A 12,731-nucleotide genomic window follows, 5' to 3' on the forward strand; every position below is an offset into this window, starting at 1 on the left:
CTTCTTTCTTCGTGTCACGCAAGGCTCAGGTTCGAACGACGATCTCTCGCCATTCCAGGTTTTCCATCAGGATATCGCCGGCTTCTTTTTCGCCCATCTCGTCGAACTGATCGGCTATTGCCGACCCGGCAACGGCGTAATTCAATGTGTTCGGATCAAGCGTGCTCCAAGATCGCGCAATCGCCGATCCAAGCAGATCCCGGGCGTTTTCCAGCGTGGATTTTAAAAGAAAAGCGCGTGCTTCAAACGCTTCGGCAAAGCGGGCGTTGATCAACTCTATTTCGTGGTGACCGAGTTCAAAGAGGCGGTCATGGCTTATGTCGTCAGGCAGGTCGACAAGATTTTTTTCCATCGCGCTTCGATGGAAGAGTTCCACCAGCGTGTCGAATATCGCGCCCGTGAAGGGTTTGGACAGGTCGTGAACAGCATCGCTGACCGTGCTCATTTTCCGGTCGTTGCACGCGGTGCGGATCTGACGGTCGCCTGCAAGTTCGGCAATGCGGTTCAACTCGTTCATCGTCAGAAGATTGCCGCGGGTCGATCGCAACAGCCGATCGAGCACACTGTCGAAATGAAGAAGCGAAATGAGCGCGATGAGGTCAGAGACACTCTCGTGGTAACCGAAATACTGCCTGTTCGCCTGCACGGTCGGCGTGCCCATTTCCGCGAAAATGAGCGCGTGACCGAATTCGTGGGCGATCACGTCGAAATTCAACGCATAGGGAAACGCGGCGTCCCGGTCATTCAGCTCTGTGCCGAATTCCATGTAACCGTAGCCGGATTGTGCATTGTTCCAGTTGACCTGCGGGATGATCTCCAGACGTTCGTAAGTCTGCGAAAAGTGCCAGACGATTTCGTGTCCGAGATAGCTCTCCCAGATGTCAAGGATGCGCCTGAGCGAAGCAAACACATGCGCGCTGACAAACTGGCGGCTCGATGGGTCGAGATGGTCGAAGTGCCCGTCCGGCCCAGCCTCGGCGGGTGGAAAAGCTGCGCCGACGAACGGTGGCTGAAAAGGATACTCGTAAACCGGTTTTTCAAATAGCGGATCGATCACGTACATGCGCCGATCGGCCGGACCAGCCTGGATCTCGTCCGGCGGCGTGCTGATCCAGACTGTTTCAGGTTTTTCGTAGCCCTCCAGATGGGGGACCTGGGGGTAGATCAGAAATCGCGTTCCCAGACTTCCGGTCTCAGGTGAAACTGATTGCTGGTCCAGATAGAAACTCAAATCGGCCTCGACAAAGCTGATGTAAAACCATCCGGTTCAAACAAGTCAGAATTAAAGGTGGAGCCTCGTTCAATCTTGGTGCGATACTGGTTTGTATTTCCTAGGTCGAACTTGACTATTTGGAGATCGGATCACCGTATGTATTTGTTACTCTAGGTAATTCTTGGAGGCTACCAATGAACGTCTAGCGTGTCCAATGAAAAACCTGCGTCGGTCAAATCCTTCAAGAACGCATCTGTATAAACGAACTTTTCTGCCGGCTCGGGCTCAGGCCAGCTGCTGGCTTGCTGGCGATCGCGAAGTTCAATTAGGAGGAGACAGGCGTCTTGCGCTTTCTGTGATCGGTTCAAGACGCTGAGAAGATCGGCGAGACCATCGGTTTCCGCAGTCGCCGCAGCAGACAGGATGTTTGCCAGGGTCCGCTTCGTATAGTGAAGATTTTCCGCAATCCGCGACAGCTCGGCAGCCGTTTCACCCGATATGAGTTTGTCTCTTCTGGCCTGTGCGAACCTCCTTCTCAGATCGACGAGCGCTTCGGTCAGTGCGGCTGCGTCCAATTCAGGTGGAGCATGGAGCACGGCAACCGCATCGTCCGGAAGGAGCGGGTAACGGCGCAGCCACCTGTAGATCAACCCGCGCCCATGCATGCCGAAGGATGCGAGTTCCGCCGCTCTCAGGGCACCCATGCTTGATGCGCCGAAGATGACCGCTCCTCGGTCCATTGCCCAGAGAATTTCCTTGTGGCGCACGGCCGGTACGCCCTGGAACAAGCCGTCGATCAGGGCGATAACACATTTGCCGTGCTGACGAACCGCTTCCACAAGGTCACCTTGCGCGGCGGGATGCCGAAGCTCGGCCTCCAACCCGTCCGGAAGTCCGGATGGATCAAGGCTGGGACCCGCGAAAACAATGATGGGGCGCTTCTGGCTCATGTGCTGACTGCCCCCGGTATGCCGAGTGTTACGACACGGGTGATGAAAACGGGAATACCCGTGTCTTCCATCAGCCTGACCGAAACGGCTGTCAGGCCTTCTTCTTTCAATGCAGTGGCAAGGGCGAATGGACTGTCTTCCCTCGGTTCTGCCTCGGGCGACAATCGTCTATCGGTTGCCTTGCTCATTTGTGCGCGTTCAAAGGCAAGGAATTCTGCGTCCGCCCGCCGTGGGTAGTATTCCCACGTGATATCTTCCCGGCTCCCGGCAATAACCGATGCCCTTGTCTGGATTGCTTCCAATATGGCGGCTCGAACCGCGCCGTCGACCGAGCCGCGGCAGGCAAAACCGTCCGCTGGAAAGGGCAGCGAAGTCGCTGAATTCTCCGCATCGAGCAGACGTGCCCAGACCACCGGGAACCCGCCGGCGGACGGACAATCATGGACCGTGCAAAGCAATCCGGTGGCCGCCAGACGTTCAAGCAGTTGGCGTGTTTGCGGTTCAACCATCTGGGTGCAGTCGAAGCGGTGTTTTTCGAAGAAGCCATGAATGTTCATCGCCCGCGACGTGCCCAGTCGCTCCAGAGTCTCGAACAAAGCCTGTGTCAGCGCCTCATCTGCCGTCGCCCCGCCGCCGAGGCCGGTGGTCGTTCTCATAAAGGGTGAAAGCGCATGCTCGGAAGCTGGCGTATAGTCAGTGCTGACAAGTGCGGCGGGCACCAGGACTTGCTCTCCAGACAGAAGTTCCGTTCCACTAACGAAGGAAATCGTGGTCCCGGCCCAATCTGGATTTGCATCCGGAAAAAGGTGATGGCTGAGTCTTTCACGGGCTTGCGTGCCATAGACCGCCGAAGGTGTCGCCCGGGTTTCTGTCTCCGGATCAAGATGCTCGCCAGCATAGGTTTCAAGCGCTTCCATGGTGGACGCGACCGCAGCCTCAGCAAGTGTCAGACCCTTGCCCTGGTTGACGGCGTTTGATCTCGCAAGGGGGCGAATCGCCTGAACAACGGGGATGCCGACCCTGTCGAGACCGGTAACATCAGCGAGCCTTGAAAGGCCGAATGATCCGAGATGCGGCAAAAGCCGCTTCAAATAGGTGTTCGCAGGATAGTGTCGGCCCGGCGGTTGCGTATCTTCCGGAACCGCGATTTGAAACTGGCCGTCCTCTTGCATCATATCAGGCCAGGATCCCGGCCAGTAGGCTGAGGGCGCGTTCCCTCTCACGTCCGTTCTCAAGGTCTTGCAGAATTTCGCCAATCTGATTTCCCAGCTCCGGGCCGGTCATTTTGTCCGGCAATATCCTGGCCTTGTCGACAAGCGTGCGAAGGGTCAGCACCGTGGCACCCTGCTGCGCTGAGATCTCTTCCGCGCGAGCCAAATCTTCAGCAATCCGCTTTTCATCGTAGGCGGTCGTGCTGGTCAGTCTGGCACGCCGCCGGTAAAGCTCGGCAAGCCAGAATGCGTGGCCGGCCTCCTCCGCGCGTTCGATCGCGGAACTGACCAGCCGGAGACCATCTTCCTGTTTCCCGAGTTGGCCATCGAGTTCAGCAGCCATCTCCAGGTAAACCGGAAAATCCTCTTCGGTTCCGATTTCCTGTTGGATAGCCAGTCCTTGCGCCAGCGCTTCTCTGCCGTGCAATGGGTCCCCGGCCATCCCGTTTGCCCATCCGCCGAATATCAGGCTTTTTGCTTCAAGAGACTTGAGGTCATGTTCCTTGGCGGTGTCGCGCATTTGCCGCGCCAGGCGCGCGACCTGATCAATGTCTCCCCTGTAACGATGGAGCATGATCCCGATATCGAGCGCATGGCAGTTGCTGCCGACATGGTCAATATGCCGTGCCCAGTGCTCCGCCTGTTCAAGATGCGTCAGGGCTGTCTCGGTGTGACCCATGAACCACGAGGACAGCGCCCGTTCACCAAGTCCGCACACTCTCGCGTCATGGCCACCGTAGCGGGTCCTGTGGTCGAGTGCCTCGTCCTCGCTATAGAGCTCGAGGCCTTTTGTAATCGCATTCAGGCAATCGGTATGCTGACCCGTGTTGAATGCGGTTGCCCATCTGCAATGGAGCGCCTGCAACTCGACTTCCTGATTGTTGGAGCCGGCGAGGTCGGCAAGCAGCAGTTCTGCTCTTTCACGCTGAACTTTGAAGTTCGGTGCAGTGAACCACCAGCCCCAGTAAAGCGGGAAGCCGGAGGCGCGGTCGCCGTCCCGCTGTTCGTGAAGCAGCTCCACACCTTTTTGGTAAAGCTTCGAAGCAGCGTCCGATCCCGCGCCCTCTGTCATTGCGACGACAGGCCCGAGCAATTTCAGGATTTCGAGATTAAGAGAGCTCGCGGCTGCCTTGTCCTTGAGTTTCGCGGTGAGGAGCTCCGCCCGTTTCAAGAGTGCGCGCGCTTCCTGGAGCGCTGATTGCGAGGATGCAGACCGGGCGGCGTCGAGATAGTGTTTGATCGCCTCGTTTCGCAATTGGGCCTGTTCGGCGTGCAGAGCCAGTTCAGCGCTTGAAAAGGAACTGCCGTGCTCAATGTCCTGTGTTGCGATCTGGTACAGCGCGGAATGCAGTGTCCGCTTGTTAGACCGCAAGAGACCCGAATAGGCTGCCTGCTGCACCAGCATATGTCGAAAACGATAGGATGCTTCCGCATCGCTCGCGTGCTGTTCGATGAAGCCACCGGCAATCAATTCCTGCAAACTTTCTTCTGCAGTTGCGGGAGCTCCCGTTGTTGACAGCAGGGCGACGAGCGTCAGCACATTGAAACTGCGGCCGATAACGCTGGCAGCCTGTGCAACGAATTTCGCCGGGCCAAGGGTGCCGAGACGCGCAGCGAGAAGGTCCTGCAGGCTGGCGGTTTCGTCTGAATCGAACAGTTTTTCCCACATTGCTTCGTCGAGCGCATCGTCCGCGCCACGGTCGATCACAAATCGGGTCAGTTCCTCGGCGAAGAGCGGGACGCCATCACACCGTGTGGCGATCGCCTCAACCAGTTTTTGCGGCAGTCGCGTCGCGCCGGCCATATTCTCGATCAACTCGATGATGCTGGCGGAACCCAGCCGTGTCAGATGCAGCGATGAAAAATGGCCATCACCATGCCAGCGATCGTCGGGAGGGTTCCTTGATGTCACAATCACGAAGACAGGTGCGGATTTGATCCGTTCGAGCAATTGCAAGGCGATTTCCAACGTCTGGCTGTCCGCCCAGTGCAAGTCTTCAATCTTCATGACGCACGGTTTCACGCTCGCAATCGCCATGACCGCATCCGCCAGTGTTTCGACGGCTGAGTGGGTGAAATCGGTGAGGTTGGGACTATCGCCCTGTTGTGATGGTGACAGGGGCGCCAGCAGATAGGCCAGCGCTTCGAAAAATTCGGCCGGATGTGTGCCCGGGAGCGCCAATGCGGCCCGGATCGTTTCAACAGACGGATTTTGGTAGTCGAATTCCGGATCGTGCTGCTGCAGCACGTCGCGAAGACTTCGGATCACGGGGTAATAAGGCGTGTCCTGGCTTGCCGGTTCGCACTGAAAATCCAGTATGTGCGCATCGTCCTTGCCCGCCTGCTCAAGGATCTGATGGCACAGCCGCGATTTGCCGATCCCCGGTTCACCGTGCACATAAAGGGCCTGACCGTTTCCCGATGCCGCCTCCCGCCATTTTGATATGGCCTCGGAAAACTCCTTCTGACGGGCCAGAAACGGCTGCGCGCTGTTGCGAAGGGTTTCGAATCGGTCGTTGGTTCTCCGCCGGCCAAGAGGCTGCCAGAGCGCGTGCGGTTCGTTGAAACCTTTCAGGTGCCGGGCACCCAGGCTTTCGTAGTGAAAAAGCCGCCGCGTCGCCTTGTAGGTCGCGTTTGATACGGCCACGGTGCCGACGCCTGCTTCACCTTGTATTCTCGCCGCGAGTGTCGGTGCTATGCCGACAATTTCATCACGCGTTGCGAGCGCACCACTGCCTGCTTGTCCGGCCACGGCGGTACCTGTTGCGATACCGACGCGGATCATGATGGGCTGGTCGAAATCCTTCTGGACTTCCACACATTCGCGCAATATCGCAAGCCCAGCCAGGACGGCCTGCATAGGCGCATCCTCATTCGCAACCGGGTAACCGAAATAAGCGGACCCGCCGTCGCCCATAAGCAGGTCCAGATGTCCACCGTTCGCCGCGATCGCGCGGTGAGCCGCCTGGTGGACCGCCTGCTGAATTTCCCGGAAGTCCTCGATGTCCATGGTGTTGACCATGGTCGTGGATCCGACCATGTCGTAGAACAAGGCTGTGATCTGGCGGCGTTCACCTTTTTCGATATCAAGATCTATCGGGGTGTCCTGTGCCATTTGCTGCCTTCGATCCGCGCCGTCAGACTGTTATAGGCGTGCCGATATTTTCAAAACCTCGCACATTATTTAGGGGTGAGCAAAACTCACCCCTAAACCGCGAAGTATTATCAACTGCCCTGCCGTACAGTCTAGCAGATCAATTTCCGTAGACCACATAACTATATGTTAATTCTGCATTACTTGACTGACGCGTGCTGCGGCTTGCGCCGGGTTTCGGTGATAGGTGCGGTCGGCACCAGTCCGGCCCGCCCGCTTTGCCAGCGCACCCGCATACCCGATCGGCCTAGCCCAATTCAGGAAATACCGCCGTTTTCTTGACAGTGCCGTAAACGAAACTGGTGTCGATCGAGGCTATGCCGCCGATCGGATGGATGCGGTTGCGGATGAAGTCCTCGTACGTATCGAGACCCGAAACCACCACACGAAGCTGATAGTCCATGGCCCCCGTGAGGACATGACATTCCAGCACCTCAGGAATGGTCTGAACGCGGCTCTCGAAGCGGCGGACATCTTCCTCGTTGTGCCGTTCAAGGCGGATCCTGACAAAAACGGTGATCGGCAGGCCGTAGGCTTCCGGATCGACGTCTACGGAAAAGCCGCGGATCGCGCCCGATGCCTCCAGGTTCCGCAACCTTCTGAGGCATGGCGAAGGAGACAGATTGACTGCTTCGGCGAGGTCCTGGTTTGTCATTCTTCCATCCCTTTGCAGGGCCTGGATGATCTGGCGGTCTTTGGTGTCCATCTCGGCAACTTGTTGGCAGAAACTACTAATTTGAATACTAGATCTGACAGTTTTTGAAATCAATGACCCTTCATCGTGCAGTAAATTGCTCGTGTAGCTGAAGGAGACTGTCATGAGCCAAGTCAAGGGTTTTGCAAGCCGCGCCATCCATCACGCCTATCGACCTCATGAAAATGAGGGGGCCCTGACACCGCCACTGCATTTGACATCGACCTTTGTCTTTGAAACTGCCGAGGCCGGTGGCGAAATGTTTGCGGGTGAACGTGCGGGTCATATCTACAGCCGGATTTCAAATCCGACACTGGATCTCCTTGAAAAACGCATAGCGGAACTGGAAGGGGCAGAAGCGGGGTTCGCGCTGGCGTCCGGAATGGGAGCCGTCACCGCAACGCTCTGGACACTGGTCAGTCCCGGGGATGAAATCATCGTCGACGAAACGCTCTATGGCTGCACGTTCTCGTTCATGCGTCATGGCCTGGCGAAATTCGGTGTGACTGTTTCGCATGTGGACATGACCGATCCGGAGAACCTGCGTTCCGCCATTTCCGATAAGACGCGCGTTGTTTACTTCGAAACGCCGGCGAACCCGAATATGCGCCTGGTGGATATCGCACGGGTATCCGAAATCGCGCATCAAGCAGGTGCTACGGTTGTCGTCGACAATACATACGCGACACCTTACCTGACACGGCCCATCGAATTGGGTGCGGACCTCGTTCTTCATTCCGCGACCAAGTATCTTGGCGGTCACGGCGACGTCGTTGCTGGCCTCGTGGTCGGCAGGGCAGAAATGGTCAGCGAAATCCGGCTTGTCGGCATGAAAGACATGACCGGAGCCGTCATGGCGCCCCTGAACGCCCTTCTGATCCTCCGTGGCCTGAAGACCCTGGCCCTGCGTATGGATCGTCACTGCACAACGGCTTTGAAAGTCGCGGACTGGCTGGAGGCGCATCCCGCCGTTTCAAAGGTGTATTTTCCGGGTCTGCAAAGCTTTGAACAGCACGCCCTGGCAAAGCGGCAGATGAGCCGGCCAGGCGGCATGATCGCGTTTGAGCTGACAGGGGGTCTGCGTGCCGGAACAGAAATGATGAACGCTTTGAATATGATCCAGAGAGCTGTTTCATTGGGAGATGCGGAGACCCTCATTCAGCATCCGGCTTCGATGACCCATTCCACGTATACTGCTGAAGAACGGGCGGCTCATGGGATCAGCGATGGGCTTGTGCGTCTTTCCGTCGGACTGGAAGATCTTGACGACATACTGGAGGACCTGAGCCAGGCATTGCCGCGACATCCGGTACACGTGGCAGCTTGAGGGAATGGGACTGCTAGGGTGTCCGCGCAATACCCGATTTGACGCGGCGCAGCGGAATTGAGCTTTCGATATTGGCAACACCCGGCACCTTGGTGAGCTTGCCGGTAAGAAACGTCTCAAATGCGGCGAGACCGGTCGTTGCCACGCGTAACAGGTAGTCTCGGTTTCCGGTCATCAGCCAGCAATCAACGACTTCGGGAAATGCCTGAATGGCATTTTCGAACTGATCGAGCGTCACGTCGACCTGTTTGTCGAGTTGAACCGATACGAAGACGGAGACTTCGAAGCCGAGCGCGACCTCATCGATCAGGGCGCAATAGCCTGTGATGATCTGTTTCTCTTCAAGGTGTCTCAGGCGCCGTGCGACGGGTGTCGCGCTGAGACCGACCCGTTCGGAGAGTTCCTGCAACGAGATTCGTCCATCCTGTTGGAGTTCGCGCAGGATCTGAATATCAAATGTATCGATGTTGGTGAAGGAGGACACGAAATCAGCGCTTTCTAGTGAAAATCTCCAACATTTAGCCAAAATGGGTAGGAAATAGCAAGAAACCTACCCGATAGGCTCACTAAATTGTTGGGGAGCATCGAACCGATAGGATCTTCGCAATGAGCACCGAGCACCTCAAGACGATCGAAAAAAGACTGCTATGGCTGTCGCACTGGATGATCCATCACGCCAATCACATCCGGCCGAAAGTCGATGGCATCAAGGTTGGCGGACATCAGGCGAGTTCCGCCTCGATGGTTTCGATCATGACGGCGCTCTATTTTTCCGCACTCAGACCGGAAGACCGTGTCGCGGTGAAACCACATGCTTCACCTGTTTTCCATGCGATCCAGTACCTGATGGGTAACCAGACCCGCGAGAAAATGGAAAACTTCCGAGGATTTGGAGGCGTGCAATCCTACCCGTCGAGGACCAAGGACATCGACGACGTTGATTTTTCCACCGGCTCGGTCGGTCTCGGAGTTGCGATCACGTCTTTCGCGTCTTTGGTGCAAGACTATATCGATGCCAAAAACTGGTCGCCTGACCGGCCGCTCGGACGCATGATTGCGCTTGTCGGAGATGCCGAACTCGATGAGGGCAATGTCTATGAGGCTTTGCAGGAGGGGTGGAAGAACGATCTGCGAAACTGCTGGTGGATTATCGACTACAACCGGCAATCGCTGGATGGGATCGTGCGCGAAGGGTTGTTCGACAGGGTCGAGAAGATTTTCGATGCTTTCGGCTGGGACGTTGTCCGGGTGAAATATGGCGCGCTCCAGCGCGCTGCTTTTGATGAACCGGGCGGTGACAATCTGCGGCGCTGGATCGATGCCTGCTCCAACCAGGAATATGCCGCGCTGACTTTCATGGGGGGCAAGGTCTGGCGCCAGCGCTTGATGGATGATCTTGGAGATCAGGGCGATGTAACAGCGCTCATCGACCGGCGCAGCGACGCCGAGCTGGCGGAACTCATGGAAAATCTGGGCGGCAATTGCACCGAGACGATGCGCGACGTCTTTGCCTCGATAGATCATGACCGTCCGACCTGCTTCCTGGCCTACACCATCAAGGGTTGGGGAACACCGATTGCCGGCCACAAGGACAATCACGGTGGTCTGATGAACAAGTCCCAGATGGCTGCGTGGCAGGAGCACATGGGTGTCGCGGAAGGACAGGAATGGGAGCCGTTTGCGACGGTTGCAGATGTTGCGGCGCTCAGGACTTTTCTGCGCAAAGTGCCCTTTTTCTCCAAAGGCACGCGGCGCTATTCCGACAATACGATTGACGTTCCGGCGATCGAGTTGCAAACGGATCGGGACCTCTCGACCCAGATGGCCTTCGGCAAGGTGCTCGACGATCTGTCCAAGGGTGACAGCAAACTTGCAGAGCGGATCGTTACGACGTCACCGGACGTGACTGGAACAACAAATCTCGGCCCCTGGGTTAATCGCCGCAAGCTGTTTGCCCGCCACGCCCTGTCGGACGCGTTTATCGAGCACCGCATCCCATCGACCGCAAAGTGGGAATTCACGCCGGATGGGCAGCATATTGAGCTCGGTATCGCGGAGATGAACCTGTTTCTGCTGCTGGGGGCAGCAGGTCTTTCGCACACGCTTTTCGGCGAGCGCCTGATCCCGATCGGGACAGTTTATGACCCGTTTGTGTGCCGCGGCCTCGATGCCCTGAATTATGCCTGCTACCAGGATGCACGTTTCATGATTGTCGGAACGCCCTCCGGTGCGACGCTCGCTCCGGAGGGCGGAGCTCACCAGTCTGTCGGCACACCGCTGATCGGCATGAGCCAGGATGGACTTGCCACATTCGAACCAGCCTTTGCCGATGAACTTGCCGTCATCATGGAGTGGGCTTTCGACTATCTTCAGCGCGATGGGGAAGGGGACCCGGACGAACGGACCTGGCTCCGCGACGAGACCGGCGGATCGGTATACTTGCGTTTGTCCACCAACCCGATCGAACAACCCGTCAAACGCGCCGACGACGATTTCCGGCAAGGTGCGATTGACGGGGGCTACTGGCTGCGCAAACCCGGACCCAATTGTGAAGTCGTCATCGCCTATCAAGGTGTCGTCGCTCCGGAAGCGATCCGCGCCGCGGGCCAACTCTCCGGAAACCGGCGTGATATCGGAGTGCTCGCGGTCACGTCCGCCGATCGCCTGAACGCCGGCTGGACTGCAGCGCAAAGAGCACGTGCGCGCGGTAACACAGTGGCCTTGTCTCATGTCGAGCGGCTGTTGGTCGATCTGCCTGCTCACTGCCAACTGATCACCGTCATTGACGGCCATCCGGCCACGCTGGCATGGCTGGGCGGTGTCGCCGGGCATCGCACAATCCCTCTGGGCGTTGAGCATTTCGGGCAGACCGGAACGATTGGAGACCTTTATCGTCACTTCGGCATTGATGCATGTTCGATCATCGACAAGGTCAATGGTCTTACTCCGGGAAGGCGTATCCAATTGGTGCAGGGATAAACCTGCTCAAAGTATCGAACCGGTCCATTCGGTCATTGAGCCGAAGCGGCACGGTTAAATGGTGATCGCACCATCATTCGGGGACAGCCATCGACAACGCCGTTGGCCTACATACCATCGGCCGACCGGAAAAGGTGCGGGCCAGTTGGTCGGGAGCCATCGTGCCAATGCGTTCGCAATTGTTGTCGTTCTACCCTGAAGCCATCCAGCGGTTGCCTACATTAACGCCTGCAGGCATGTGGACAGGCATTCTTCGTTGCCGTGATCGAGCATAGGCATGTGCGTATGACCCGACCGAACGTCATGAGCGGAGCGGACGAGAGTGGCTTTGCCGCCGTGTTTCCTCGCCGTCGTGACCCAATCGGTCCAGTTCTGTAACCTTTCCCGCCATCGGTGGTCGATATCCAGAAAGTCTCCGGCAAACAGGACTGTTGGAACTGATGCAATCAGCCCGGGATCGCTCAAGCGTGTCGATGGTTCAATCCCGATGAAGCCGGCAAATAGGTCAGGAACCTCCGCCATTGCATCCATAGCAATCTCACCGCCTTGACTGTGACAGATGACAATCGCCGGGCCGAGACGTTTCAGTACCGCGACCAGCGCAGCAATATGCAAGGGAGTTGTTGTAAGCCAGCGTGGCACCTGCATGCGTGAGAAGGTATCGAATGCTTGCGCCGGGAATTGTCCGTTTTCGAAAGGTGTGCGGGTCGAAAAACCTTCAATTGGGCCAATCCTGAAAAGCGTCCAGGCTTCCTGTTGTGATCGGCTGATCGGGTCTCCCTCCCAGATCCCGGTCGCAAAGCCAGAACGGCCACGTTCGACATTGTCTATGACGTGGGTTTCGTAGCCGGAGCGGACCAGATGATTGATCCAACCCGGCCGGCCATCCGGTGTGGTTTCCCAGGTGCTGCCGTGCATACCGCCGCCATGGACCAGCACGATCGGAGGCGCATTATTCCGGTGTGCCGGTACGAAATACTGAACGTATGCATGCTCGACTGCGAAGCGACCCTTGGGGTCGTAGTTGTAACTGGCGGAGCGGGTGAACTGGATATTCCGAGGTTCTCCCTCTGTCACCTCGTGGAGACGACCGGCAACTGTGTAACTGCCGAAATCTGAGAGGTTGTAGGTCAATGCTAGCGCTCCCCTGAAATCCGGCGCAATCATGGGAATTGCGCCGGATGTCCCCGCACAGCTGAAGCA

The 12,731-nt window shown here is 57.3% G+C and carries 9 protein-coding genes; 2 read left to right on the forward strand and 7 right to left on the reverse strand.

Annotated elements, in window-relative coordinates:
* Positions 1-25 precede the first annotated feature (25 nt).
* The 5 genes from Q0915_RS00130 to Q0915_RS00150 all read right to left on the reverse strand — a co-directional run bounded on the left by Q0915_RS00130 (position 26) and on the right by Q0915_RS00150 (position 7,234).
* Complete coding sequence (locus tag Q0915_RS00130) at positions 26-1,231, reverse strand: hypothetical protein (RefSeq protein WP_299472363.1); 1,206 nt, start codon at positions 1,229-1,231, stop codon at positions 26-28.
* 170 nt (positions 1,232-1,401) lie between these two features.
* Positions 1,402-2,163, reverse strand: a complete 762-nt coding sequence (locus Q0915_RS00135; protein WP_299472364.1) for a TfuA-like protein — start codon at positions 2,161-2,163, stop codon at positions 1,402-1,404.
* Positions 2,160-3,338, reverse strand: a complete 1,179-nt coding sequence (locus Q0915_RS00140; RefSeq protein ID WP_299472365.1) for a YcaO-like family protein — start codon at positions 3,336-3,338, stop codon at positions 2,160-2,162. The genes Q0915_RS00135 and Q0915_RS00140 overlap by 4 nt, the downstream gene beginning before the upstream one ends.
* Before the next feature lies 1 nt (position 3,339).
* Positions 3,340-6,489 carry an AAA family ATPase gene (locus Q0915_RS00145; RefSeq protein ID WP_299472366.1) on the reverse strand — a complete coding sequence of 1,050 codons (3,150 nt, stop codon included), beginning with the start codon at positions 6,487-6,489 and terminating at the stop codon, positions 3,340-3,342.
* 286 nt (positions 6,490-6,775) lie between these two features.
* Positions 6,776-7,234 (reverse strand): Lrp/AsnC family transcriptional regulator, encoded by a 459-nt coding sequence (locus Q0915_RS00150; RefSeq protein WP_299472367.1) that lies wholly within the window; start codon positions 7,232-7,234, stop codon positions 6,776-6,778.
* A gap of 112 nt (positions 7,235-7,346) precedes the next feature.
* Here Q0915_RS00150 and Q0915_RS00155 point away from each other — a divergent pair, with 112 nt between their 5' ends.
* Positions 7,347-8,549 carry a methionine gamma-lyase gene (locus tag Q0915_RS00155; protein ID WP_299472368.1) on the forward strand — a complete coding sequence of 401 codons (1,203 nt, stop codon included), beginning with the start codon at positions 7,347-7,349 and terminating at the stop codon, positions 8,547-8,549.
* Positions 8,550-8,562: 13 nt separating this feature from the next.
* On the opposite strand, the gene Q0915_RS00160 is transcribed toward Q0915_RS00155, so the two are convergent.
* A complete protein-coding gene (locus Q0915_RS00160; RefSeq protein WP_299472369.1) occupies positions 8,563-9,033 on the reverse strand; it encodes an Lrp/AsnC family transcriptional regulator in 471 nt (156 codons plus the stop codon).
* Positions 9,034-9,155: 122 nt separating this feature from the next.
* Here Q0915_RS00160 and Q0915_RS00165 point away from each other — a divergent pair, with 122 nt between their 5' ends.
* Entirely contained in the window at positions 9,156-11,528 is a 2,373-nt protein-coding gene (locus Q0915_RS00165; protein WP_299472370.1) for a 1-deoxy-D-xylulose-5-phosphate synthase N-terminal domain-containing protein, read from the forward strand.
* 216 nt (positions 11,529-11,744) lie between these two features.
* Here Q0915_RS00165 and Q0915_RS00170 read toward each other — a convergent pair whose 3' ends face one another.
* Entirely contained in the window at positions 11,745-12,662 is a 918-nt protein-coding gene (locus tag Q0915_RS00170) for an alpha/beta fold hydrolase (RefSeq protein WP_299472371.1), read from the reverse strand.
* Positions 12,663-12,731: the final 69 nt, after the last annotated feature.

It is taken from the genome of uncultured Roseibium sp., assembly GCF_947494555.1.
GTDB lineage: Bacteria > Pseudomonadota > Alphaproteobacteria > Rhizobiales > Stappiaceae > Roseibium.